This window comes from Streptomyces sp. NBC_01298, from assembly GCF_035978755.1.
In the GTDB taxonomy this organism is placed as follows: domain Bacteria; phylum Actinomycetota; class Actinomycetes; order Streptomycetales; family Streptomycetaceae; genus Streptomyces.
Window position 1 is genome coordinate 3,210,406 of record NZ_CP108414.1, and the last position, 24,316, is coordinate 3,234,721.

At 71.7% G+C, this 24,316-nt stretch carries 22 protein-coding genes; 13 read left to right on the forward strand and 9 right to left on the reverse strand.

Translation table 11 applies throughout. From position 1 onward, the window contains the following. Window positions 1–114: 114 nt before the first annotated feature. The 4 genes from OG730_RS14205 to OG730_RS14220 all read left to right on the forward strand — a co-directional run bounded on the left by OG730_RS14205 (window position 115) and on the right by OG730_RS14220 (window position 8,187). Window positions 115–1,902 carry a glycoside hydrolase family 3 protein gene (locus tag OG730_RS14205; RefSeq protein ID WP_327304587.1) on the forward strand — a complete coding sequence of 596 codons (1,788 nt, stop codon included), beginning with the start codon at window positions 115–117 and terminating at the stop codon, window positions 1,900–1,902. Window positions 1,903–2,168: 266 nt separating this feature from the next. Further along, window positions 2,169–2,912 carry a response regulator transcription factor gene (locus OG730_RS14210; RefSeq protein WP_327304588.1) on the forward strand — a complete coding sequence of 248 codons (744 nt, stop codon included), beginning with the start codon at window positions 2,169–2,171 and terminating at the stop codon, window positions 2,910–2,912. A gap of 35 nt (window positions 2,913–2,947) precedes the next feature. Next, window positions 2,948–4,003 (forward strand): HAMP domain-containing sensor histidine kinase, encoded by a 1,056-nt coding sequence (locus OG730_RS14215; protein WP_327309261.1) that lies wholly within the window; start codon window positions 2,948–2,950, stop codon window positions 4,001–4,003. Window positions 4,004–4,260: 257 nt separating this feature from the next. Further along, window positions 4,261–8,187, forward strand: coding sequence for a multifunctional oxoglutarate decarboxylase/oxoglutarate dehydrogenase thiamine pyrophosphate-binding subunit/dihydrolipoyllysine-residue succinyltransferase subunit (locus tag OG730_RS14220; RefSeq protein ID WP_327304589.1), 3,927 nt, complete (start codon window positions 4,261–4,263; stop codon window positions 8,185–8,187). Between the two features lie 166 nt (window positions 8,188–8,353). Here OG730_RS14220 and OG730_RS14225 read toward each other — a convergent pair whose 3' ends face one another. Beyond that, a complete protein-coding gene (locus tag OG730_RS14225; RefSeq protein WP_327304590.1) occupies window positions 8,354–9,580 on the reverse strand; it encodes an aKG-HExxH-type peptide beta-hydroxylase in 1,227 nt (408 codons plus the stop codon). A gap of 150 nt (window positions 9,581–9,730) precedes the next feature. Here OG730_RS14225 and OG730_RS14230 point away from each other — a divergent pair, with 150 nt between their 5' ends. Continuing rightward, window positions 9,731–9,916 (forward strand): DUF6104 family protein, encoded by a 186-nt coding sequence (locus tag OG730_RS14230; RefSeq protein ID WP_010061466.1) that lies wholly within the window; start codon window positions 9,731–9,733, stop codon window positions 9,914–9,916. A 108-nt stretch (window positions 9,917–10,024) separates the two neighbouring features. Here the strand turns inward: OG730_RS14230 and sodN are convergent, their stop codons facing one another. Continuing rightward, entirely contained in the window at window positions 10,025–10,420 is a 396-nt protein-coding gene (gene sodN / locus OG730_RS14235; protein WP_030709803.1) for a superoxide dismutase, Ni, read from the reverse strand. Between the two features lie 193 nt (window positions 10,421–10,613). Between sodN and sodX the strand changes: the two genes are divergently transcribed. Next, window positions 10,614–11,081, forward strand: a complete 468-nt coding sequence (gene sodX / locus OG730_RS14240) for a nickel-type superoxide dismutase maturation protease (protein ID WP_327304591.1) — start codon at window positions 10,614–10,616, stop codon at window positions 11,079–11,081. On the opposite strand, the gene OG730_RS14245 is transcribed toward sodX, so the two are convergent. After that, a complete protein-coding gene (locus OG730_RS14245) occupies window positions 10,985–11,614 on the reverse strand; it encodes a CGNR zinc finger domain-containing protein (RefSeq protein ID WP_327304592.1) in 630 nt (209 codons plus the stop codon). The genes sodX and OG730_RS14245 overlap by 97 nt on opposite strands. Before the next feature lie 67 nt (window positions 11,615–11,681). On the opposite strand from OG730_RS14245, the gene OG730_RS14250 reads away from it, so the two are divergent. Next, a complete protein-coding gene (locus tag OG730_RS14250; RefSeq protein WP_327304593.1) occupies window positions 11,682–12,494 on the forward strand; it encodes a methyltransferase domain-containing protein in 813 nt (270 codons plus the stop codon). Between the two features lie 82 nt (window positions 12,495–12,576). On the opposite strand, the gene OG730_RS14255 is transcribed toward OG730_RS14250, so the two are convergent. The 3 genes from OG730_RS14255 to OG730_RS14265 all read right to left on the reverse strand — a co-directional run bounded on the left by OG730_RS14255 (window position 12,577) and on the right by OG730_RS14265 (window position 15,307). Beyond that, complete coding sequence (locus OG730_RS14255) at window positions 12,577–13,329, reverse strand: amino acid ABC transporter ATP-binding protein (RefSeq protein WP_327309262.1); 753 nt, start codon at window positions 13,327–13,329, stop codon at window positions 12,577–12,579. 11 nt (window positions 13,330–13,340) lie between these two features. After that, window positions 13,341–14,291 carry an amino acid ABC transporter permease gene (locus OG730_RS14260; RefSeq protein WP_327304594.1) on the reverse strand — a complete coding sequence of 317 codons (951 nt, stop codon included), beginning with the start codon at window positions 14,289–14,291 and terminating at the stop codon, window positions 13,341–13,343. Between the two features lie 68 nt (window positions 14,292–14,359). Continuing rightward, window positions 14,360–15,307 carry an ABC transporter substrate-binding protein gene (locus OG730_RS14265; protein ID WP_327304595.1) on the reverse strand — a complete coding sequence of 316 codons (948 nt, stop codon included), beginning with the start codon at window positions 15,305–15,307 and terminating at the stop codon, window positions 14,360–14,362. Window positions 15,308–15,831: 524 nt separating this feature from the next. Between OG730_RS14265 and OG730_RS14270 the strand changes: the two genes are divergently transcribed. The 5 genes from OG730_RS14270 to OG730_RS14290 all read left to right on the forward strand — a co-directional run bounded on the left by OG730_RS14270 (window position 15,832) and on the right by OG730_RS14290 (window position 20,287). Then, window positions 15,832–17,034 carry an NAD(P)-dependent malic enzyme gene (locus OG730_RS14270; protein WP_327304596.1) on the forward strand — a complete coding sequence of 401 codons (1,203 nt, stop codon included), beginning with the start codon at window positions 15,832–15,834 and terminating at the stop codon, window positions 17,032–17,034. Between the two features lie 167 nt (window positions 17,035–17,201). Further along, a complete protein-coding gene (locus OG730_RS14275; RefSeq protein WP_327304597.1) occupies window positions 17,202–18,164 on the forward strand; it encodes a zinc-binding dehydrogenase in 963 nt (320 codons plus the stop codon). A 77-nt stretch (window positions 18,165–18,241) separates the two neighbouring features. After that, window positions 18,242–18,451, forward strand: a complete 210-nt coding sequence (locus OG730_RS14280) for a helix-turn-helix domain-containing protein (protein ID WP_266881092.1) — start codon at window positions 18,242–18,244, stop codon at window positions 18,449–18,451. Beyond that, entirely contained in the window at window positions 18,451–18,963 is a 513-nt protein-coding gene (locus OG730_RS14285; RefSeq protein WP_327304598.1) for a Clp protease N-terminal domain-containing protein, read from the forward strand. Before OG730_RS14280 ends, OG730_RS14285 begins: the two co-directional genes overlap by 1 nt. A gap of 103 nt (window positions 18,964–19,066) precedes the next feature. After that, a complete protein-coding gene (locus tag OG730_RS14290; RefSeq protein ID WP_327304599.1) occupies window positions 19,067–20,287 on the forward strand; it encodes an ALF repeat-containing protein in 1,221 nt (406 codons plus the stop codon). A 91-nt stretch (window positions 20,288–20,378) separates the two neighbouring features. Here OG730_RS14290 and OG730_RS14295 read toward each other — a convergent pair whose 3' ends face one another. After that, window positions 20,379–21,299: a PadR family transcriptional regulator gene (locus OG730_RS14295; RefSeq protein WP_327304600.1), complete on the reverse strand. Its 921-nt coding sequence runs from the start codon at window positions 21,297–21,299 to the stop codon at window positions 20,379–20,381. Between the two features lies 1 nt (window position 21,300). Continuing rightward, the gene (locus OG730_RS14300) at window positions 21,301–22,254 is read right to left on the reverse strand and encodes a DUF4097 family beta strand repeat-containing protein (RefSeq protein WP_327304601.1); all 954 of its coding nucleotides are present in this window, start codon (window positions 22,252–22,254) and stop codon (window positions 21,301–21,303) included. Window positions 22,255–22,400: 146 nt separating this feature from the next. On the opposite strand from OG730_RS14300, the gene OG730_RS14305 reads away from it, so the two are divergent. Continuing rightward, window positions 22,401–23,210: a hypothetical protein gene (locus tag OG730_RS14305; RefSeq protein WP_327309263.1), complete on the forward strand. Its 810-nt coding sequence runs from the start codon at window positions 22,401–22,403 to the stop codon at window positions 23,208–23,210. Between the two features lie 28 nt (window positions 23,211–23,238). Here the strand turns inward: OG730_RS14305 and OG730_RS14310 are convergent, their stop codons facing one another. Beyond that, window positions 23,239–24,183 carry a LysR family transcriptional regulator gene (locus OG730_RS14310; protein ID WP_327304602.1) on the reverse strand — a complete coding sequence of 315 codons (945 nt, stop codon included), beginning with the start codon at window positions 24,181–24,183 and terminating at the stop codon, window positions 23,239–23,241. Between the last annotated feature and the right edge of the window lie 133 nt (window positions 24,184–24,316).

Genomic DNA, 24,316 nt, shown 5'->3' on the forward strand with positions numbered 1-24,316 from the left:
ACGGGGCCCGGCGCCGCCCCCGCCCAGGCACCCGCACCCGCACCCGCACCCGCACCCGATCAGTCGTCCACCCCCGCGACCTCCCGCGCGACCGACCCCCTCAGGAGCCCCGCCATGAACGCCACACCGGCCACCCCTGCCACCCCCGCCGGCCCCCTCCCCTACCGGGACGCCTCCCTCCCCGTCGACGACCGCGTCGAGGACCTGCTCTCCCGCATGACCCTGGAGGAGAAGGCCGGCCAGCTCTTCCACTCGATGCTGATGATGAACCCGGACGGCACCCCGGTCACCGAGACCGACGGCTCGATCCTCCCGTTCACCACCCCCGAGCTGATCGAGGACCGCCACCTCACCCACTTCAACCTCCTCGGCAGCTACGGCGCCCGCGAGATGGCGATATGGCAGAACGCCGTGCAGGAGATGGCCGCCGCCACCCGCCTCGGCATCCCGGTGACCCTGTCGACCGACCCCCGCCACTCCTTCACCGACAACGTCGGCGCCTCCTTCAACGCCGGCGCCTTCTCCGCCTGGCCCGAGGCGATCGGCCTGGCCGCGATCGGCGACCCGGAGCTGGTCTTCGAGTTCGCCGACATCATGCGGCGCGAGTACCTCTCCGTCGGCTTCCGCGTCGCCCTGCACCCGCAGATCGACCTGGCCACGGAGCCCCGCTGGGCCCGCCAGTCGGGCACCTTCGGCTCGGACGCGAAGCTGACGGGCGAGCTCGTCCAGGCGTACGTACGGGGCTTGCAGGGCGAGACGCTCGGCGCGGCCTCGGTCTCCGCGATGGTCAAGCACTTCCCCGGCGGCGGCCCGCAGAAGGACGGCGAGGACCCGCACTTCGCGCACGGCAAGGAGCAGGTCTACCCGGGCGGGATGCGCGAGCACCACCTGGAGCCGTTCAAGGCGGCCATCGCGGCCGGCTGCTCGCAGATGATGCCGTACTACGGCCAGCCCATCGGCACCGACTGGGAAGAGGTCGGCTTCGGCTTCAACAAGGGCGTCGTCACCGGCCTGCTCCGCGAGGAGCTCGGCTTCCAGGGCATCGTGTGCACCGACTGGGGCCTGCTCACCGAGTCGACGATCTTCGGCGAGCCGCACCCGGCCCGTGCCTGGGGCCTGGAGCACCTGAGCGTGTCCGAGCGGGCGGCCCGCGCGCTGGACGCGGGCTCGGACCAGTTCGGCGGCGAGCAGTGCCCCGCGGTCATCGTCGAGATGGTCCGCTCGGGCCGGGTCACCGAGGCCCGGATCGACGCGTCCGTCCGCCGGCTGCTGCGCGAGAAGTTCGCCCTCGGCCTGTTCGAGAACCCGTACGTGGACCCGGACGCGGCGGCCGAGACGGTCGGCCGCGCCGACTTCACGGCGGCCGGCGCGGCGGCCCAGCGGCGCTCCCTGACGGTGCTCACCAACACCGGGGAGACCCTGCCGGTGTCCGGCCGGCCGAAGCTGTACGTCAAGGACGTGGACGCGGACGTCGCGGCGGCGTACGGGGACGTCGTGTCCGACCCGGCCGAGGCGGACCTGGCGGTGCTGCGGCTGCGCACGCCGCACGAGCCCCGCACGAACATCTTCGAGTCCTTCTTCCACTCGGGTTCGCTGGCTTTCCCCGAGCCGGAACTCGCCGAGATCCTGTCCCTCCTGGACGCCGTCCCGACCCTGGTCTGCATCAACCTGGAGCGGGCCGCGGTGATCCCCGAGATCGCGGAGCGGGCGGCCGCGCTGATCGCGGACTACGGCGCCTCCGACGCGGCCCTCCTGGACGTGGCCTTCGGCCGGGCCGTGGCCGCGGGGCGCCTGCCCTTCGAGCTCCCGCGCTCGATGGCGGCCGTCGCGGCCTCCCGCCCGGACGTCCCCAACGACACCGCGAACCCGGTCTTCCCGCACGGCCACGGCCTGACCCTGTAGCGATGTAGCCCTGCGGGGCAGAGTCCCCTACCCGCCCTTCCCCGTTCCCCGGGCTCTGCCCGGACCCGTAGAACCCCCGGGGCTCCGCCCCGGACCTGCGGTTCAAACGCCGGCGAGGCTGGATTTTCCAGCCTCGCCGGCGTTTGAACCGCAGGTCCGGGGGCAGAGGCCCCCGCGACGAACCCGCGCAGCGAACCCGTCATAGCCGGAGCCCGAGCGCTCCTCTACGCTGCACCCCTACCACGCGGGATCTTCAGGGGCGGGACATGGAACAGACGCACACCACCACCCACAACGGCGCCGCGGCCACCCCGGGCGCGCAACGCCGGGTACTCGTCGTCGAGGACGACCACACCATCGCGGAGGCGATCGCGGCCCGGCTGCGCGCCGAGGGCTTCCAGGTGCAGACGGCCGCGGACGGGCCGGCGGCCGTCGCCGCGGCCGAGGGCTGGCTGCCGGAGCTGCTGGTCCTGGACGTCATGCTGCCGGGCTTCGACGGCCTGGAGGTCTGCCGCCGGGTCCAGGCGCAGCGGCCCGTTCCGGTGCTGATGCTCACGGCCCGGGACGACGAGACCGACATGCTCGTGGGCCTCGGGGTCGGCGCCGACGACTACATGACGAAGCCCTTCTCCATGCGCGAGCTGGCCGCGCGGGTCCACGTACTGCTGCGGCGAGTGGAGCGGGCCACGCTGGCCGCGCACGCCCCGCGCGGGGCCACGCTGCGCCTGGGCGATCTGGAGATCGACCACGCGCAGCGCCGGGTCCGGGTGCACACCGAGGACGTGCACCTGACGCCGACGGAGTTCGACCTGCTGGTGTGCCTGGCCGGGACCCCGCGGGCGGTGCTCTCGCGGGAGCAGCTGCTCGCGGAGGTGTGGGACTGGGCCGACGCGTCCGGGACCCGTACGGTCGACAGCCACATCAAGGCGCTGCGCCGGAAGATCGGCGCCGAGCGGATCCGTACGGTCCACGGCGTCGGGTACGCCCTGGAGACCCCGGCGCAGCCGTGAGCGGCTACCGGTCGCCGGGGCAGCGGCCGCCCGGGGTGCTGCGGCCCTTCTCCCCGTTCTCGATCAAGACCAAGCTGGGCACGCTCGTGGTGGTGTCGGTCTTCATCACCACGGGTCTGCTGATGGTGGCGCTGCGCACGGCCACCGAGGTGCGCTTCATCACGGTGTTCTCGGTGATCGCCTCGATGCTGATCACCCAGTTCGTGGCGCACAGTCTGACGGCGCCGCTGGACGACATGACCACCGTGGCCCGCGCGATATCCCACGGGGACTACACGCGCCGGGTGCGCGGGGCGGGCCGCCGCGACGAGCTGGGCGACCTGGCCTCCACCATCAATCTGATGGCGGACGACCTGGAGGCGGTGGACCGGCACCGCAAGGAGCTCGTGGCGAACGTCTCGCACGAGCTGCGCACCCCGATCGCGGCCCTGCGGGCGGTGCTGGAGAACGTGGTGGACGGGGTCTCCGCGGCCGATCCGGAGACGATGCGCACGGCCCTGAAGCAGACCGAGCGGCTCGGCCGGCTGGTGGAGACCCTGCTGGACCTCTCCCGCGTGGACAACGGGGTGGTGCCGCTGCGGGCCCGCCGCTTCGAGGTGTGGCCCTACCTGTCGGGAGTGCTGAAGGAGTCGGGCCTGGCGGCCGCCGGCCGGCCGGGGCTGTCCTCCGGCTCGGGCGGGCACACCCGCAACGACGTCCACCTGCACCTGGACGTGTCCCCGCCGGACCTGACGGCGTACGCGGACGCCGAGCGGCTGCACCAGGTCGTGGCGAACCTGATCGACAACGCGGTCAAGCACAGCCCCCCGCACGGCCGGGTCACGGTCCATGCCCGGGCGGGCGACGCGCCCGGAAGCCTCGAGCTGGAGGTGCGGGACGAAGGTCCCGGAATTCCGGAGTCGGAGCGCCACCGGGTCTTCGAGCGGTTCAACCGGGGCAGCGCGCGGGGCGGCGACGGCGGTACGGGGCTGGGCCTGGCCATCGCCCGCTGGGCGGTCGGCCTGCACGGGGGCCACATCGGAGTGGCCGAATCATCGCGGGGATGCCGGATCCTTGTCACACTTCCGGGCAGCTCGCAGGCATCGAGTTGACGTAGGGTTCGAGTGGGAAGGACATGATCTCGGCCACACGCGCCGGGGTCCGTCAGGGGTGCGAAGCCAGGGGGCCGCAACCGCGGTGTCTCCTGCCCGAACCACGCTTGTTTCCCGCCATTCCTGGTGGTGAAACCCGCCGTTCGATGTGACCTACGCGACGTAAGTCCCGCCCGGTCTGCATCACACGGCCCGGGAGGCGTAGCCTTTATTCCCGCTGTCCATACCTTGTGAAGCGGAAGAGGGCGGTTGCCGCCGTGTCGCCACAGTCCCCCAGTAACCCGAGCACCACGACCGAAGCAGGATCAGGCGGGAAGAACCCCGCCCCGGGCTTCGGCGCGAACGAGTGGCTCGTCGACGAGATCTATCAGCAGTACCTCCAGGATCCGAACTCGGTCGACCGGGCCTGGTGGGACTTCTTCGCCGACTACAAGCCGGGTGGCGCTGTCGCTCCGGTGAAGGCGGATAAGCCCACGGACCGGCCCGCTCCCCCTGCCTCGACGACGACGGACGGCGCCTCCGCACAGGCCGCCGCCCCCGTCACCGCCGTGGCTCCGCAGGCTTCCGACGCCGCCCCAGGGACTGCGAGCCCCGCGCCCGCCACCCCCGTCGCAGCGCCCACGACGCCCGTGTCAGCACCTGCCCCTGTACCTGCCACCCCCTCTGGTGCCCCTGCTGTGACTGTCACCTCCCAGGCCCCGGCCGCCGCCGCACCGGCAGCCCCCGCCTCCCCGGCTCCGGCCGCCACCCCCTCCGTAGCCCCCCAGAAGGCCGCGCCCGCCACCGAGGCCCCCGCAGGCCCCGAACTGGTGACGCTCCGCGGCCCGGCGGCGGCCGTGGTCAAGAACATGAACGCCTCGCTGGAAGTGCCGACGGCCACGTCCGTCCGCGCCGTCCCGGTGAAGCTGCTGTTCGACAACCGCATCGTCATCAACAACCACCTGAAGCGCGCCCGGGGCGGGAAGATCTCCTTCACCCACCTCATCGGCTACGCGATGGTGCAGGCCATCAAGGCCATGCCGTCGATGAACTACTCCTTCGCGGAGAAGGACGGCAAGCCGACCCTGGTCAAGCCGGAGCACATCAACTTCGGCCTCGCGATCGACCTGGTGAAGCCCAACGGCGACCGCCAGCTCGTCGTCGCCGGCATCAAGAAGGCCGAGACCCTCAACTTCTTCGAGTTCTGGCAGGCCTACGAGGACATTGTCCGCCGGGCCCGCATCGGCAAGCTCACGATGGACGACTTCACCGGGGTGACGGTCTCCCTCACCAACCCCGGCGGCCTGGGCACCGTCCACTCCGTGCCCCGCCTGATGCCCGGACAGTCGGTCATCATGGGCGTCGGCTCCATGGACTACCCCGCCGAGTTCCAGGGCACCTCGCAGGACACCCTGAACAAGCTGGGCATCTCCAAGGTCATGACCCTGACCTCGACCTACGACCACCGGGTCATCCAGGGTGCGGCCTCCGGCGAGTTCCTGCGCGTCGTCGCGAACATGCTGCTCGGCGAGAGCGGCTTCTACGACGACGTCTTCGAGGCGCTGCGCATCCCGTACGAGCCGGTCCGCTGGCTCCGGGACATCGACGCCTCGCACGACGACGACGTCACGAAGGCCGCCCGCGTCTTCGAGCTGATCCACTCCTACCGGGTCCGCGGCCACGTCATGGCCGACACCGACCCGCTGGAGTACAAGCAGCGCAAGCACCCCGACCTCGACATCACCGAGCACGGCCTCACCCTGTGGGACCTGGAGCGCGAGTTCGCGGTCGGCGGCTTCTCCGGCAAGTCGATGATGAAGCTCCGCGACATCCTCGGCGTGCTGCGCGACTCGTACTGCCGCACCACCGGCGTCGAGTTCATGCACATCCAGGACCCGAAGCAGCGCCGCTGGATCCAGGACCGCATCGAGCGTCCGCACTCCAAGCCGGAGCGCGAGGAGCAGCTGCGGATCCTGCGCCGGCTGAACGCGGCGGAGGCCTTCGAGACCTTCCTGCAGACGAAGTACGTCGGCCAGAAGCGCTTCTCCCTGGAGGGCGGCGAGTCCGTCATCCCGCTGCTCGACGCCGTCATCGACTCGGCCGCCGAGGCCCGCCTCGAAGAGGTCGCGATCGGCATGGCCCACCGCGGCCGCCTGAACGTGCTGGCCAACATCGTCGGCAAGTCGTACGCGCAGATCTTCCGCGAGTTCGAGGGCAACCTCGACCCGAAGTCCATGCACGGCTCCGGCGACGTCAAGTACCACCTGGGCGCCAACGGCACCTTCACGGGCCTGGACGGGGAGCAGATCAAGGTCTCGCTCGTCGCGAACCCCTCGCACCTGGAGGCGGTGGACCCGGTCCTGGAGGGCGTGGTCCGCGCCAAGCAGGACATCATCAACAAGGGCGGCACGGACTTCACGGTCCTGCCCGTCGCCCTGCACGGCGACGCGGCCTTCGCGGGCCAGGGCGTCGTCGCCGAGACGCTGAACATGTCGCAGCTGCGCGGCTACCGCACCGGCGGCACCGTGCACGTGGTCATCAACAACCAGGTCGGCTTCACCGCCGCCCCGGAGTCCTCGCGTTCCTCGATGTACGCGACCGACGTGGCCCGCATGATCGAGGCGCCGATCTTCCACGTGAACGGCGACGACCCGGAGGCCGTGGTCCGCATCGCGCGGCTCGCCTTCGAGTTCCGTCAGGCGTTCAACAAGGACGTGGTCATCGACCTCATCTGCTACCGCCGCCGCGGTCACAACGAGTCGGACAACCCGGCGTTCACGCAGCCGCTGATGTACGACCTGATCGACAAGAAGCGCTCGGTGCGCAAGCTGTACACCGAGTCCCTCATCGGTCGCGGCGACATCACCCTGGAAGAGGCGGAGCAGGCGCTCCAGGACTTCCAGGGCCAGCTGGAGAAGGTCTTCGCGGAGGTCCGCGAGGCCGCCACGCAGCCCGCGGTCGCCCCGGTGGCGCCCGCGCAGGTCGCGCAGGAGTTCCCGGTCTTCGTGAACACCGCGATCTCCCAGGAGGTCGTCAAGCGGATCGCCGAGGCCCAGGTCAACATCCCGGACACGGTCACCGTCCACCCGCGTCTGCTGCCGCAGCTGCAGCGCCGCGCGGCGATGATCGACGACGGCACCATCGACTGGGGCATGGGCGAGACCCTGGCCTTCGGCTCGCTGCTGATGGAGGGCACCCCGGTCCGGCTGTCCGGCCAGGACTCCCGCCGCGGCACCTTCGGCCAGCGCCACGCGGTCCTGATCGACCGGGAGACCGGCGAGGACTACACCCCGCTGCTCTACCTGTCGGACGAGCAGGCCCGCTACAACGTCTACGACTCGCTGCTCTCCGAGTACGCGGCCATGGGCTTCGAGTACGGCTACTCGCTGGCCCGCCCGGACGCGCTGGTCCTCTGGGAGGCCCAGTTCGGCGACTTCGTCAACGGCGCGCAGACCGTCGTCGACGAGTTCATCTCCTCGGCCGAGCAGAAGTGGGGCCAGACGTCCGGCGTCACGCTCCTCCTGCCGCACGGCTACGAGGGCCAGGGCCCGGACCACTCCTCGGCCCGCCCGGAGCGCTTCCTGCAGATGTGCGCGCAGGACAACATGACGGTCGCGATGCCGACGCTCCCGTCGAACTACTTCCACCTGCTGCGCTGGCAGGTCCACAACCCGCACCACAAGCCGCTCATCGTCTTCACCCCGAAGTCGATGCTGCGTCTGAAGGCGGCGGCGTCGAAGGCGGAGGAGTTCACGACCGGTTCGTTCCGTCCGGTCATCGGCGACACGCGCGTCTCCTCCGGAGCGGGTGACCCGAACGACATCCGCAAGGTCGTCTTCTGCGCGGGCAAGGTCTACTACGACCTCGAGGCGGAGCGCGAGAAGCGGGGCATCACCGACACGGCGATCATCCGCATCGAGCGCCTGTACCCGCTCCCGGGCGCGGAACTCCAGGCGGAGATCGCCAAGTTCCCGAACGCGGCGAAGTACATCTGGGCCCAGGAGGAGCCGGCGAACCAGGGCGCGTGGCCCTTCATCGCCCTCAACCTGATCGACCACCTCGACCTGGCGGTCGGCGCGGACATCCCGGCCGGCGAGCGCCTGCGGCGCATCTCCCGCCCGCACGGCTCGTCCCCGGCGGTCGGCTCGGCCAAGCGCCACCAGGCGGAGCAGCAGCTCCTCCTGAACGAGGTCTTCGAGGCCTAAGCACCGCGCTTGCTCGAACAGTGGAAGGCCCGGCCCCCCTCGGGGAGCCGGGCCTTCCGGGCTTTCAGCCGTCCGGCGTTTGAGGACCGGGGTCCGGGGCGGAGCCCCGGGGAACGGTGGAAGGGCGGGTAGGGGACCTTCCCCGCGCAGCGGCGGCCCCGAGCCGTCAGCCGACCCCGTACGCGGCCAGGTTGGGGTGCGCCGCGCACCATGCGGCCCGGTCCCGCTCCACCACCCCGCGGGCCACCGCGTACCGCGTCCCCGGCGAGGACACGCCGTCCATGGCCTGCTCCGCGGCAGCCATCGCCTCGACGAACACCCGGCCCCCCGGGGTGAGTTCCGGCGAGGACACCAGGACGGGCAGCACCGCCGCCACCTGCGCCCGCACCCGCGCGTGCTGCGCCCAGGCCCCCCTGGCCCCGTAGAGCGCCGCGCGCTGCCAGTAGCCCGCCAGCCCGAGATGCGCGTACGCGCCCCTCAGGAGCCCCTCCAGCGGCCGTGGATCGTCCCTCCAGGGGGCCCAGTAGCGTGCCGTGCGGTCGGCGGTGTGCAGCGGCAGCGCCTCCGCGAGGGCCGCGAGCTTCCCGTGCTGGACCTCGAACACGAGGGTCGCGGCCAGCGCGGGCGGCGGCTGCGCCCGCGCCAGGACGGAGCCCGCCGCCGCGGGCAGGGTTCCGCCGTAGGACCGGGAGATGCCGGACAGCGGGACCAGGCAGCGCAGCAGCCTGCCGGTCTCCTCCGCGCGGGCGGTGTCGTAGCGCCGCAGCAGGGTCAGGGCCCCGGACCACTGGGTGTCCCAGCGCTTGTGCCCCTTGGGGGTGAGCCGGCGGGCGGCGGGCACGGCACCCGGGGCGCGGTACGGGTCCAGGTCGTCCAGGGCGGTACGGCCGTCGGGCAGCGCGTGCAGGGCCAGCGCCTCCGGGTTGCCGGGGTCCCAGGAGCCCTCGGTCAGGGCGATCGGGCCCGGCCGGTCCGGGCGCAGCAGTCCGAGGGTGGGCAGGACCAGGCGTCCGTGCGCGGGCCTCAGCGTGATCTTGAAGCCGATCCCGGCGCGCAGCGCGGCGGCGGCGGCCAGTGCCCCGAGGTGTCCGAGGTCGGCGTGCGGTCCGTGCCGCGTGCGCAGCCGGCCCAGCGTCTCCTCGGCCCACAGCCCGGTGGCCGGATAGTGCACCACGTCGCCCACCGCGCGGGGGTCGCGCCGTCCGGCCTCCTCGAGCAGGGCCCAGTGCTCGCCCGCCTCCCCGGCGCGGGCGCCGGGCAGCTGCGCGAGCTCCCGCAGCAGCCGCAGCCGCCGGGCCCGCCGTACGCCGCACACCAGCGCGGTGCCCTCGGCGGACGGCTCGGTGGAACCGAGGGCCCTCAGCACGCCGTCGCTCGGCTCGGGGTGTTCCATGCATGCCTCCCGCCGCGGACCCTCCATCCCTGCCCTGGCGAGGGGCTCCGCGAACGGCGGAAAGCGGTCAGGTCGGGTCCGGCCCCCCGCGGGCGGCGGATTATCCTGACGGGACACACCCGAACACCCGACCACCGCACGGAGCCCGACTTGTACTTCACCGATCGCGGCATCGAGGAGCTGGAGAAGCGGCGCGGCGAGGAGGAGGTCACCTTCGAGTGGCTCGCCGAGCAGCTGCGCACCTTCGTCGATCTGAACCCGGACTTCGAGGTCCCGGTGGAACGCCTCGCCACGTGGCTGGCCCGCCTGGACGACGAGGACGACGAAGACGAGTAGGCCGAGTAGGCCCCCGCGCACGACGAAGGGGCCCGACCGCGATGCGGTCGGGCCCCTTCGTCATCGTCCCGCGGGACAAGGCGGATCCGATCGGACGGGAAAGTCCGATCAGGCGGCCTTGGTCTCCCAGAAGATGCGGTCGATCTCGGCGATGAGCTCCAGCGCCTTGGCGCCGGTCGCCGGGTCGTTCGACGCCTTGGCGGCCGACAGGGCCTTCAGGGTGTCGTTGACCAGGGTGTGCAGCTGCGGGTACTTCTCAAAGTGCGGCGGCTTGAAGTAGTCGCTCCACAGCACGGAAACGTGGTGCTTCGCGAGCTCGGCGCGCTGCTCCTTGATGGTGATGGCGCGCGCGCGGAAGTCGGCGTCGTCGTTGGCCTGGTACTTCTCCTGCACGGCCTTGACGGACTCGGCCTCGATGCGGGCCTGGGCAGGGTCGTACACGCCGCACGGAAGATCGCAGTGGGCGGAGACCTTCGCCTTGGGGGCGAAGAGGCGGGAAAGCATGGAGTTTGTCCTCCTCGTGATCGTCTTCTCAAGGGGGAGATTACTCCGTGAGAAAGACGATTTCGCGGGCGCCCCCGTGCGGTTGGGACAAAAGTCCAGGGGTGCGCCCGGGCCGGTGACCGAATGTACGGAAGAGTGCGGCAGCATGCGGGATGGCACGGAGAGTGCACGGGCACGGGTGAGGAGGCCACGGATGGCGGGGAGCACGCGCTCGCGCGGCCGGGCGCGGGAGTGGGAATCGCCGTTGAAGAGCATCGGCACGGTGGAGGTGAGGGGCCCCTCGATGGCGCCGACCCTGGAGAACGGGGACCAGGTGCTGGTCCGCTACGGGGCCCCCGTGCGGCCGGGCCACGTGGTGGTGCTGCGCCATCCGTTCCAGCAGGACCTGCTGGTCGTCAAGCGGGCGGCGGAGCGGCGGCCGGGCGGCTGGTGGGTGCTGGGCGACAACCCGTACAACGCGACGGGCGACAGCAATGACTACGGTGCGGTCCCCGACGAGCTCGTGCTGGCGACCGCCCTGGTCCGCTTCCGGCCGCGCCCCCGGCCGGAGCACGCGGCGGGGGATCAGCGCTCGCTGAGGGCGTGGCTCTCCTGGGCTTCCACGGCGCTGCGCCCGCTGCGGGCGGACTCCTCGGCCTCCACCCGCTTGCGCGCGCGGTAGGCGGCGACGTTGGCGCGCGTGGCGCACCGGTCGGAGCAGTAGCGCCGGGAGCGGTTGGTGGAGGTGTCGAGGTAGGCGTTGCGGCAGGGCGGGGCCTGGCACAGGCCGAGCCGGTCGGGGCCGTGCTCGGTGAGGTGGAAGGCCAGCCCGAAGCACGCGATCGCGGCGTAGCCGGCGGAGGCGTTGGAGGGGTGGTCGGCCAGGTGGATGTGCCAGTTCGGGCCGCCGTGCTCACCGAGCGTCTCGTGCCCCGAGACCTGCGGGCTCACCGGGAACTCCATGAGCAGGGAGTTGAGCAGGTCGACGGCGAGGACGTGGTCGCCGCCGTCGGCGGCCTCGAAGACGGTGCGCAGCCGGCCGCGGACGTTGCGGAAGCGGGTGACGTCGCCGTCCGTGACCCGGCGGGCCATTTGCACGCTGGCGCCGAAGAGGGCGCGGACGGCGTCCACGGAGGTGAGCGAGTCCTTGTTGCGGGCCGGCTCCTCGGTGTTGACCAGGCGCACGGCGTAGTCCGAGTAATGGGCCAGTTCCACTTGTAGTCCTTACGGCTGCGGATTAGTGTCTCCGGTAACGGCTGAGACATGTTCGAGGGTATTACGCATGGAGGCATTCGTGGCGGAAACAGCCCACTCCGGTACCGCGGCACACTCCGATACGGCTCCACCCGGCCGACAGGCCTGGCAGGCCTGGCAGGACAGCTGGGACCGGCAGCAGGAGTGGTACATGCCGGACCGCGAGGAGCGGTTCCGGGTGATGCTGGACATGGTGGAGGCGCTGGTCGGCACCGCCCCCCGGGTCCTCGATCTCGCGTGCGGTACGGGAAGTATCACGGACCGCGTGCTCAAGCGGTTCCCGGAATCCACCAGTACGGGCGTGGACCTCGACCCCGCGCTGTTGACGATCGCCCGCGGCCACTTCGCCGGCGACCCCCGCGTCACCTTCGTGACGGCCGACCTCAAGGACCCCGACTGGCGCGCGGCCCTCCCCCAGGGCTCCTTCGACGCCGTCCTGACGGCCACCGCCCTGCACTGGCTGCCCAGCGAGGACCTCGCAGTCCTCTACGGGCAGCTCGCGCCCCTGCTGCGCCCCGGCGGGGTGTTCATGAACGCCGACCACATGCCCGACCCCGCCACCCCCCGGATCAACGCCGCCGAGCGCGCCCACCGGCACGCCGGCATGGACCGGGCGAAGGCGGGCGGGGCCCTGGACTGGCGCGAGTGGTGGGAGCTCGCGGCCGCCGACCCGGCGCTCGCCGAGCCCACCAGGGCCCGCTTCGAGATCTACGGGGAGCACGCCGACGGCGACACCCCGCCGGATTCCTGGCACACGGCCACGCTGCGCGGCGCCGGCTTCGCGGAGGCCCGTACGGTCTGGCGCTCGCCCTCCGACGCACTGGTGCTGGCCCTGAAGTAGGCCCCGGCCCGTGCGGCCCGGGCACGCGTGAGGGGCGGTACGGATCTCCGTACCGCCCCTCACACGTGGAGCGCCGCCGCCCTTACAGGACCTTCGAGAGGAAGGCCTTCGTGCGGTCGTGCTGCGGGTTGCCCAGGACCTCGCGGGGGTGGCCGGATTCGACCACGACACCGCCGTCCATGAAGACGAGGTTGTCGCCGACCTCGCGGGCGAAGCCCATCTCGTGGGTGACCACGATCATGGTCATGCCCGACTCGGCCAGGTCCCGCATGACGTCGAGGACGTCGCCGACGAGCTCCGGGTCGAGCGCCGAGGTGGGCTCGTCGAAGAGCATCAGCTTCGGCTCCATCGCCAGCGCGCGGGCGATGGCCACGCGCTGCTGCTGGCCGCCGGAGAGCTGGGTGGGGTAGTTCCCGCCCTTGTCACCGAGGCCGACGCGGTCCAGGAGCTTGACGGCGCGCGCCCGGGCGACGGCCTTGCTCTCGCCCTTGACCATGACCGGGGCTTCCATGACGTTCTCGATGGCCGTCATGTGCGGGAAGAGGTTGAAGCGCTGGAAGACCATGCCGATGTCCCGGCGCTGGGCCGCGACCTCGCTGTCCTTCAGCTCGTAGAGCTTTCCGGCCTTCTCGCGGTAGCCGACCAGCTGGCCGTCGACCGAGAGCCGGCCGGCGTTGATGCGCTCCAGGTGGTTGATGCAGCGCAGGAAGGTGGACTTGCCGGAGCCGGACGGGCCGACCAGGCAGAACACCTCGCGGGGGGCGACTTCGAGGTCGATTCCCCGCAGGATGTGGGCGGGGCCGTACGACTTGTGGACGGCCTCGGCCTTGACCATCGGCTGGGCGGTCACTTCGCCACCTCCGTACGGCGGAACATGTTCAGGTTGGCCTTGAGCCGCTGGAACGGCGTGGGCGGCAGGGAGCGCAGCGAACCGCGGGCGTAGCGGCGCTCCAGGTAGTACTGGCCGACGCTGAACACGCTGGTCAGGGCCAGGTACCAGATGGAGGCGACGAACAGCATCTCCATGATGGCGCCGGCCGTGGAGCCGATGTTCGACGAGGCCCGCAGGAGTTCGGTGTACTGCACGGCGGAGACCAGGGACGAGGTCTTCAGCATGTTGATGAACTCGTTGCCCGACGGCGGGATGATCACGCGCATCGCCTGCGGGAGCACCACGCGGCGCATGGTCTGCGTCTGGGTCATGCCCAGTGCGTGCGAGGCCTCGCTCTGGCCCTCGTCGACGGACTGGATGCCCGCACGGACGATCTCCGCCATGTACGCGCCCTCGTTCAGGCCGAGGCCCAGGAGCGCGACCATGAACGGGGTCATCAGTTCGACGGTCTCTTGCTTGTAGATCGGGCCGAGGTTCACGTACTGGAAGATCAGCGACAGGTTGAACCACACCAGCAGCTGTACGTAGACCGGGGTGCCGCGGAAGAACCAGATGTAGAGCCACGCGACGGTGTTCGTCACCGGGTTCTTCGAGAGCCGCATGACCGCGAAGAGGATGCCGAGCGCCAGGCCCAGCGCCATCGCGGACACGCTGATGATCACGGTGTTGCCGAGGCCCGCGATGATCGAGGGGTCGAAGAGCTTGTCCCCGACCGTCCCCCAGATCACGTTGCCCTGGGAGAAGGCGTAGACGAGCCAGCCCAGCAGGACGACGACGACCGCGCCGCTGATCCAGCGGCCGTAGTGCCGCACGGGGATTGCCTTGATGGCCTCGTACGGGGTACCCGAGGCGCCGGGCCCGGCGGGCGGGGTCGCGGCCGGATCCTTGTCGATCTTGTCAGTCACAATGACTGCCCTTCAGTGGAGCTCAGGAACAAGGGACCGGGGGCGTCGGCGCCCCCGGTCCGCACGGGTCACTTGCCTGCGTTGACCGTCGCCGACTGCACGGCGCTGTCCTTGACGTTCCACTTCTCCAGGACCTTGGCGTAGGAGCCGTCCTTGATGATCGCGTCGAGGGCCTGCTTGAGGGCGTCGCGCAGCTGGGTGTTCTCCTTGCTGACGCCGATGCCGAAGAGGCCGACGTCGGACTGCTGGCCCGCGACCTCGAAGTCCTTGCCGCCGCCGGAGGTCTTCGCGGCGTACGCGGCGATGGGGAAGTCGTTCAGGTCGGCCACGGCGCCGCCGGCCTTGACGCGGGTCTGGGCCTCGGCGTCGGTGTCGAAGGCCTCGATGGTGAGCTTCTTGTCACCGCACTTCGTGGCCTGGGCCTTGAAGGTGTCCTCGTACGTCGTGCCGCGCTGGACGGCGACCGTCTTGCCGCAGAGGTCGTCCAGGGACTTGACGCCCTGCGGGTTGCCCTTCTTGACGAGGAGCGAGACGCCGGAGGAGAAGTAGTCGACGAAGTCGATCCCCTTGCCGATCTGCTTGCCGGCGTCGTCGAGGCCCTTCTGACGCTTCTCGTTGTCCGTGATGGAGGACATGATCGCGTCCTGGCGGCCGGTGTAGATCGAGGTGATCAGACCGTCGAAGCTGCCCGAGGCGAACTCGAACTTCACACCGAGCTGCTTGCCCAGGGCCTCGGCGATGTCGGGGTCGACACCGACGATCTTGCCGCCCTCGGTGAACTCCATCGGCGCGTACGCCGCGTCCGTGCCGACCTTGATGACGCCCGCGTCCTGGATCTTCTTCGGCAGGGCGGAGAAGAGGGGGGCGGCGTTGGACTTGGTGGCGTCCCCGGACCCCTTCTTCTCGGTCTGGTCTCCACAGCCGGTGAGGATCAGGGCGCCGGCGACCGCGATCGCGCCGACCGCGGCGATCCGGGACCGTGCGGCGGTCGTACGGCGGGTGGTGCTTGCGGTCATGAGCTGGTTCCTCCGGCAGGTGGAAAGCGTCGAAATGCGGTCGGGCACGCCCCATCGAGTGTCGCGACCTTGTGTGATTAGGGGCATCTTGCCATTCGGACTGAGTCATTCAGGCAGCCCGTCAGGTCAAAATCGGATAACGGCAGCCGCTTCGTACCCAACAGGACTGCGGACAAGGCCCCTCAGAGCCGCACGAACGGCCGTGACCTGGGCCTTTTGCCGCACGATTTACGGCGCGTCTCGCCCATCGGACAGAGAGGTTTGGACTTTTCGCCAAAACCGGGACAAGGACCTGACACTTGAGCGGGAATCGACTCGTCTGGGTGAGTGTTCTTCGGGTAGAACAGATCCTTACACCCCTCATCCGGGGCTCAGGGCGCGCGTGCGGCGCGCCCGCGCGTACGAACCTCCCCTTCACGGAGACGGGCCTACAACCGTCGCCAAGAAGACGGACGCGGTGCCCGCCCACCCCTTAACCAGGAGTGGCCACCCTCAACGATTCAAAGACATAAGGGGTTAAGACAGTGGCAGCGGAGATCGTCAATCCTCGCAGCGACAGCGTGACGGACAACAACCCGGATGCGGTGTTCGCGCTGCACCGGGGCGGCAAGATGGCCATCGTGGCCACCGTGCCGGTCCACAACAAGGACGACCTGTCCCTGGCGTACACGCCCGGCGTTGCGAAGGTCTGCAGCGCCATTGCCGAGCAGCCCGAGCTCGTGAACGAGTACACCTGGAAGTCCAACGTGGTCGCCGTCGTCACCGACGGTACGGCCGTGCTCGGACTCGGTGACATCGGGCCCGAGGCCTCCCTCCCCGTGATGGAGGGCAAGGCCATTCTCTTCAAGCAGTTCGGTGGCGTCGACGCGGTTCCGATCGCGCTCGCCACCAAGGACACGGACGAGATCATCGAGACCGTGATCCGCCTCGCGCCGTCCTTCGGCGGGGTGAACCTGGAGGACATCTCGGCGCCCCGCTGCTTCGAGATCGAGCGCCGCCTCCAGGAGGCGCTGGACATCCCGATCTTCCACGACGACCAGCACGGCACGGCCATCGTGACGCTGGCCGCCATGCGCAACGCCGCGAAGCTCACCGGTCGCACCCTCGCCGACCTGCGCGCCGTGATCTCGGGCGCCGGCGCCGCGGGCATCGCGATCGCCAAGATCCTCGTGGACGCGGGCATCGGCGACGTGTGCGTCACCGACCGCAAGGGCGTCGTCTCCGCCGACCGCTCCGACCTGACGGACGTCAAGGCGGAGATCGCGGGCCTGACGAACAAGACCGGCCAGACCGGTTCCCTGGAGAGCGCCCTCGCCGGCGCGGACGTCTTCATCGGCGTCTCCGGCGGTACGGTCCCCGAGGCCGCGGTGGCGACGATGGCGAAGGACTGCTTCGTCTTCGCCATGGCCAACCCGAACCCGGAGGTCCACCCCGACGTCGCGCACAAGTACGCGGCGGTCGTGGCCACGGGCCGCTCGGACTTCCCGAACCAGATCAACAACGTGCTGGCGTTCCCCGGCATCTTCGCGGGTGCGCTGAAGGTCCGCGCGACCCGGATCACCGAGGGCATGAAGATCGCCGCCGCCGACGCCATCGCCGGTGTCGTGGGTGACGAGCTCGCCGCCGACTACGTGATCCCGTCGCCGTTCGACGCCCGCGTCGCCGAGGCCGTCACGGCCGCGGTCGCCGCGGCGGCCAAGGCCGACGGCGTGGCCCGCCTGGCGTAGGCGCTGCGACAGCTGAACGGAAGCGGGGCCCGGCCGAACCATTCGGCCGGGCCCCGCTGCCGTTCCCGGGCCGCCGGCGTTCGCATCCGGTCCGCGGCCGGCCACATCCAGCCCGCGGGCGGGGCGGGGCCTGGATCCCCGGGCTACCGACCGGTAGCCTCGCGGCCATGTTCGCTGCCTACGCCGCCCGAATCGACCGTGACCAGCCGCTGAACGGCCTCGTGCTGGGCGAACGCCCAGCCCCGCGGGCCCGCCCCGGCTGGGTGACCGTGAACGTCAAGGCCGCCTCCCTCAACCACCACGACCTGTGGTCGCTGCGCGGGGTCGGCCTCGGGGAGGACAAGCTCCCCATGATCCTCGGCTGTGACGCCGCCGGGATCGACCAGGACGGCAACGAGGTCGTCCTGCACTCCGTCATCGGCCAGAGCGGCCACGGAGTCGGCCCCGACGAGCCCCGCTCGATCCTGACCGAGCGCTACCAGGGCACCTTCGCCGAGCAGGTCACCGTCCCCGCCTGGAACGTCCTGCGCAAGCCCGCGGAGCTCTCCTTCGAGCAGGCCGCCTGCCTGCCCACCGCCTGGCTCACCGCGTACCGCATGCTCTTCACCAACGCGGGCGTCCGTCCCGGCGACTCCGTCCTGGTCCAGGGCGCGGGCGGCGGGGTGGCCACCGCGGCCATCGCCCTCGGCAAGGCGGCCGGCCTGCGGGTCTTCGCGACCAGCCGCGACGAGGCCAAGCGCAAGCGCGCGGTCGAGCTGGGCGCCGTAGAGGCCTACGAGCCCGGAGCGCGGCTCCCTCAGCGGGTCGACGCGGTCATCGAGACGGTCGGCGCCGCCACCTGGTCGCACTCGGTGAAGTCCCTGCGCCCCGGCGGCACCCTGGTCATCTCGGGCGCCACCAGCGGGGACCACCCGGCGCACGCCGAGCTGACCCGGATCTTCTTCCTGGAGCTCAAGGTGGTCGGCTCCACGATGGGCTCGAAGGACGAGCTGGAGGATCTGCTGTCCTTCTGCGCGGCGACCGGCGTCCGCCCGGTGATCGACGAGACCCTGCCGCTGGACCGGGCCCGCGAGGGATTCGAGAAGCTGGAATCGGGCGATCTGTTCGGCAAGGTCGTCCTCACCGTCTAGCGCTCCGCGCCGCGTCCGGCGCCCATGATGTCAATGTGGGTTGACGCCCTCCCGTTCGTCAACCTACATTGACACTCATGACCGAAGCTACCGATCTGGCGGCACGCGCCGGTGACCGTGACCCGCGCGTGGGCCTGCGTGCCGTGGCCGCCCTCCGGCGACTGCTGGAGCAACTGGAAGCCGTACAGGTACGCGGGGCCCGCGCACAGGGCTGGTCCTGGCAGGAGATCGCGGCCGAGCTGGGCGTCAGCCGGCAGGCCGTACACAAGAAGCACGGGAGGCTCTGATGTTCGAACGCTTCACCCAGGACGCCCGCTCCACCGTGACGGGCGCGGTCGCCGAGGCCGAGCGGACCGGGGCGCGGCGCGTCGGCGAGGAGCACCTGCTGCTCGCCCTGCTCTCCCTGGGCGCGCTCGACCCGCTGAGCGTCGACCGGGCCGCGGTCCGCGCCGACCTGGCGACGGCCCGCCGCCGGGGCGGCATGTCCAAGGCGGACGAGGAAGCCCTCGCGGGGCTCGGCATCGACCTCACCGAGATCGTCTCCCGCGTCGAGGAGACCCACGGCGAGGGCGCCCTGGCGGACCCGGCCCCGCGCGGCCGCGCCGGCCGCACCCGCTTCACCCCGGGCGCCAAGAAGGTCCTGGAGCAGTCCCTGCGGATCGCCCTGGGCCGCAAGGAGCGCCACATCTCCACCCTCCACCTGCTCCTCTCCCTCCTTTCCCGCCCCGGTACGCCCGCCGAGGTCCTCGCGGACCACGGGGTCACCTACGCGGGCGCCGAGGCGGCCCTGACGGCTTGAGGAGCGGTGACAGCCCCTCCGGCTTCCTCGCGGCCCCGTACAACCATCGGCCCGGCTCGTCGGTCTTGAGCTGCGAAAGAACGTTTCCTGCCGGGGGTTTTCCGTGAAGCTGTCCCGTATCGCCGCCGCGATCACCACTGCCGCGCTGGCTCCGGCGGTCCTGCTCGCGTCCCCGGCCTTGGCCACCGGCCAGGGGGCCGCCGCGTCCGTCGACATGACGGCTCCGGCCGCACCCGGACAGGGCGCGGGCGGCCCGGCCGGCACGAACCCGGACCCCGACGGCACGGGCGGGGGCGCGGCCGGCCAGGACGGGGCGGACCAGGACGGCGCGGACCGGGCCGAGCAGGACCGCGAGACGATCCTCGCGATCATCGCCGACCCGATGGCCAGCACGTACATGAAGGAAGCCGGCAACGAGGCCATCGCCGACGGCCCGGCGGCCATGCGCACGTTCATCGAGACCGACCAGTACGTCATCCGCCGCGACGACTACAGGGTCCTCATCAGCCGTCTGGCGAACGACGCCGGCCCCGGCCTGATGGGCGGGATCAAGGAGATCATGCGGAGCGGCGCGACCCTGGACGAGCTGCGCCACTTCTACGAGGTCACCCAGCACGAACTGCGCGACGAAGACAACAAGGTCGACATCTCCCGGATCGTCGGCATCGGCGGCCCTGCCGTGCGGGAAGCGGGAAAGAAGGCCCTGAAGGGCACGCCCGCCGACCGCACCGCCTTCCTGAAGACGGGGCAGTACCTCGCGCAGGCCGCCGACGACCGGGCCGAGCTCGCCCGCATCGACGAGGCCTGGGACGGCCCCCTGCTGAGCGGGGCCATCAGCGAGATCCTCGGTGGTTCCGCGACCCCGGCCGAGCTGCGCCAGTTCCTCGAGGTGACCCAGTACGAGCTGCGCGACCAGGACAACCGCGTCGAGATCATGAAGATCATCCATGGTGACGGCGCCGGCCCGGAGCTGGTCAAGGCCGGCCGCGCCGCGCTGGCGGGTACCGCCGCCGACCGCACCGCGTTCCTGAAGACGGGCCAGCACGAGGCGCGCGCCAAGGACAAGAAGGCCCAGGAGCAGCAGGAGCAGGGGACGGGCGAGCAGGACGAGAACGCCCCCGGCGCCGGCTCGGATTCCGGCTCCGGTTCCGGAACCGGCGGCGGCAACAACGCCGTCACTCCCCAGGGCGGCACCACCCCGCCCCTCGCCTCCACGGGCGCCGATGACTCCACCCTGATCACGGTCGGCGGTGGCACGGCGCTCGTCGCCGGCGCGGGGCTCCTGCTCGCCGCCCGGATGCGTCGCGCGGGCTCCGCGCGCTGAACCGCCTCGCCGCGGCCGTACAGGGGTCGGCCGCGGCGAGGAATCCGAACGGGGCGGCCCAGGCCGCCCCTTCGGCTTGTGCGGAGACGACCTAGCCTTGCGGCCCGAGGGCCGTGGCGATGCGGGCGGCCGCCTCCGCCAGGTGGGTACGGGCCTGCGCCAGCTGGTCCTCGCCGATCCCCCGGTCACGGGCCGCGTCGCGGATGTCGTCGCGGAAGCGGTCCAGCAGCCGGTCCAGGTCGCGGGCCGGGTCCCCCGTCGGCGGTACGTCACGCGCCCAGTCCGTGTCCGGGGCGGCCGCCTGAGCCGAGGGGGCCGACGGAGCCTGCGGAGCGGACGGATCGGACGGAGCCGTCGGCGAGCCGGAGCCGCCGAGCCAGGCTCCCGCCAGGCTGCCCAGGACCCCGCCCGACTTCGCGAACTGCTCCTGCAACTGGCCGGCGATGCGCTGGACCTCCTCGCGCGCCCGCTCCTGTGCCTCCTTGGCCTGCCGGCGCGCCTGCTGGGCCTCCTCGCGGGCCCGGCGGCTCTCGTCCTTCGCCCGGCGCGCCTGTTCCTTCCACTCGGCCTTCGCCTTGCGGAACTCCTCCTTGGCGGCCGTCCAGGACTCGCCCTCCACCTGCGTGGCCGACGCGCTGGCCGCGGCCCGCAGTTCGCGCCGCAGATCGCCCGCCGCGCCGCTCACGTCGGCACGGATCTCGGCGGCCAGCTCGGAGACCGAGTCACGGATCTCCAGCTCCAGGTCGGCCAGTTCGCCGCCGCGGTCGGCCAGTTCGGCGCGGCCCGCGTCGGTGATCGAGTACACCTTGCGCCCGCCTTCGGTCGCGTGCGTGACCAGGCCCTCGGTCTCCAGCTTCGCCAGGCGCGGGTACACCGTGCCCGCGGAGGGTGCGTACAGCCCCTGGAAACGTTCCTCCAGCAGCCGGATCACCTCGTACCCGTGGCGCGGGGCCTCGTCGAGCAGCTTGAGGAGGTAGAGGCGGAGGCGGCCGTGGGCGAAGACGGGCGGCATGTCAGAGCACCTTCTTGTCGAGCGCGAGGGGGGCGGCCGGGGCGGCCGCGTCCGCGGCCGGGCGGCGCAGCAGCGCGATGGAACCGGAGACGGTGGTGGCGCGCAGCGTGCCGGCGCCGGCGCCCAGGGTGCCGGTGATCCGCTTGGCGCCCAGCTGGCCGGAGACCTGGAGGTCCTCGAAGGCGTTGGAGACTCCGCCGGTGGCAGTGTTGGCCTCGACGCGGGCGTCGGCCGGGTGCGGGAGGCGGATGGCGACCTGCCCGGATACGGAGGTGAGGGAGATGTCGACCGGTCGCGGCTCGGGCCGGTCGTCGAGGGCCAGGTCGATCAGCATGTCCCCGCTGACCGAGTCGGCCCGTACGTTGCCCACGGCGCCGTCCACGACCGTCAGGCCGCCGGACACGGAGTGGAAGCCGAATTCGCCGCTCACGGACTGGGCCTCGACCCCGCCGGAGACCGTGTGCGCCTTGACCTTGCCGGAGAGGCCGACGAGCGTGGTCTCGCCGGAGACCCCGTGGATGTCCGTGCCGCCTTCGATGCCGGAGACGAAGACGGTGGCGCCGACCCTGGCCAGCTGGACGCGGGCGGCGGCCGGGACGGTGAGGGTCACGGTCGCGCTGCGCTCCCAGGCCTTGCGGCCGAAGCCAGCGGAGGACCAGGTCTTCCAGGGCTTGGCGTCGAACCACTCCTTGAACCCCTGGGAACCGTTCCAGGGGAGGTCCTCGTAGGAGACGGTCAGGGTGCCGCCCTCCTGCACCACGTGCAGGGGCGGGCCGTCGACCTCGGACACCTCCAGGCGGGCCGGGCCCTCGTCGGCGGCGGCGACGACATTGACCGTGCCGCCGACCACCCGGACGCGGACCTCGGTCACCGGCTCCTCGAAGGTGAGCTTCTGCGGTCCGGCGACCGACCAGACCTTCGGCGGACCCTGCGGATTCTGCGCTGCCTCTGGCATGGTGCTGGCCCTCCTCGGCGTACCTGCACGCAACATATCGCGTCTTCTGTCCAACACGATATATCGCGGTTGCGGGAAGTCAAGCGCGTCCGGATGATCCAAAATCATCAGTTTGGGCTGGTTTGGCTTAGCGTGTGGGCATGTCGATCTCCCAGACCACGGCGGGCGGCCTGCTGCTCTGCCGCGCCGAACCCCTCGCCGCCCGACCCGCCGCGCACATCCTGCGCGAACGCCTGCTGCTGGCCCCCGCCGGCGAGTGGAGCGTGCTGGTGCCCGAGGCCAAGCCCTGGCTCGGCGGAGCGGAATCCGTGGCCGAAGTCCTGGCGGGATGGGGCGCGGCGGTCGCACTCAGCTCCAACTGGCCGGTGCTGAGCCTGTGGTGGGAGGAGGGCCGGACCGGCTTCGTCCTTTCGTCCGGCTTCCGCCGGTCCGCGGCCTACGCATGGGACGCGGCGGGCCGCCCGCACGGCGAGCCGGATCCCGACACCATGCGGGTGCTCGCGGCGCGGCTCGGGCTCGACCCGGTCCTGGACCTGGAGGAACTGGAGCGCCTCACCCGCCCCGACGCGGCGGCCGACGGCGCGTCCCGGCTGCTCGGCGTCATCGCGCTGCTGGCCCGCGCGGGGCTGGCGCTGCCCGCCGGCCTGAACCCGGGGGAACCGGCCGACCGGCTGCGCGAGGCGGCCCGGGTCGCCCCGGCGGCGGAGCGGGTGGAGTGGGCGGGCTGGCGCGACACGGTGCGCGCGGAGCTGGCGGTGGTCGAGGACAGCCCCCTGGGCCCGTGGCTCCGGGGCCCCAAGGCCCGCCTGGCGGGCGCCGCCCAACTGGCCGCCGGAGCCCCCCTGATGCTGTGGGCGGCCCGCCGCCGCAGCCCGGGCTGGCTGGCCGCGGGCACCGTCCTGGTGACCCACGGCGCGGCCGCCCTGGCCTACGACCGGGCCCGCCGCCGGGTCTAGGCAGTCCCTTCCGGATCGTGCCGGGCCCCTACGCCGCCAGCAGCGGGCTGGCGTTGCGCGCCAGCCAGGCACGGTAGGGCGGAGTCCCCAGGGCCGCTTCGCGGTAGGCCGCGCGGAGGTCCTCGTACACCCCCTCGGACATCTGCGCCTGCACCCCGGGGCGGGTCGCGAGGAGGAGGCGCACGGCGAGCGGGTCGCCCGAGAGCGGGCGGATCGCCATGTCCTCGCGCGGTCCGGAGGTGGGCTGGCAGGGGGCGACGGCCTCGCCGGAGACGATCAGCGAGGTGGCCGTGTGGTAGTCGGCGTGCAGCAGCGGCGGGTCGAGGCCGGCCCCCGCCAGGACCCGGCGCAGGCCGTCCCACTCGCCGTCCACCGACGGGTCCACGGTCCACCGGTCGGCGGCGAGGTCCCGCAGCTCCACCACGGCCCGCGCCGCCGCGGGATGGTCCCGGGACATGGACACGAACTGCGGTTCGCGTTCCATCAGCACCCGTAACTCCAGCCCGGCCGGCACCCGCAGCGGGCTGCCCTCCACCTCGTGCACGAAGGCCACGTCGAGCCGGCCCGAAGCCGTCATCCGCAGCAGCCTGTTGGCGGACACGTCGACCATCAGGTCGGTCTCCGTGTCGGGCAGCCGCCGGTGCAGCCGCCGCAGCCAGCCGGGCAGGGCGCGGCTGGCCGTCGAACCGATCCGCAGCCGGGGCCCCTGGGACAGCGACCGGGCCTCGGCGACCAGGGCGGCCATCTCGGCCAGGAGCGGCCGCGCCCGCCCGAGTATCGTGCGCCCGAAGGGAGTCGGCCTGCATCCGGTGCGCTCGCGCAGGAACAGCTCCCCGTCCAGGGCCCGTTCGATGCGCCGCAGCTGGGTCGTCAGGGAGGGCTGGCTCACGCCGAGCTGCCGGGCGGCCTTGTGCAGGCTGCCGGCGTCGGCGATGGCGCACAGGGCGCGCAGGTGCCTGACCTCAAGCTCCATGCCCCGAGGGTAGGCCGGGCCGAGCCGACCGCACCAGTAACCGGTATCCCCTCGAATCCCGCCATTCTCACGGTAGTTGGGCTTCCGAAATCTCCCCGATAACCCGGCGCTATCGGGTCCTGACATCATCCGC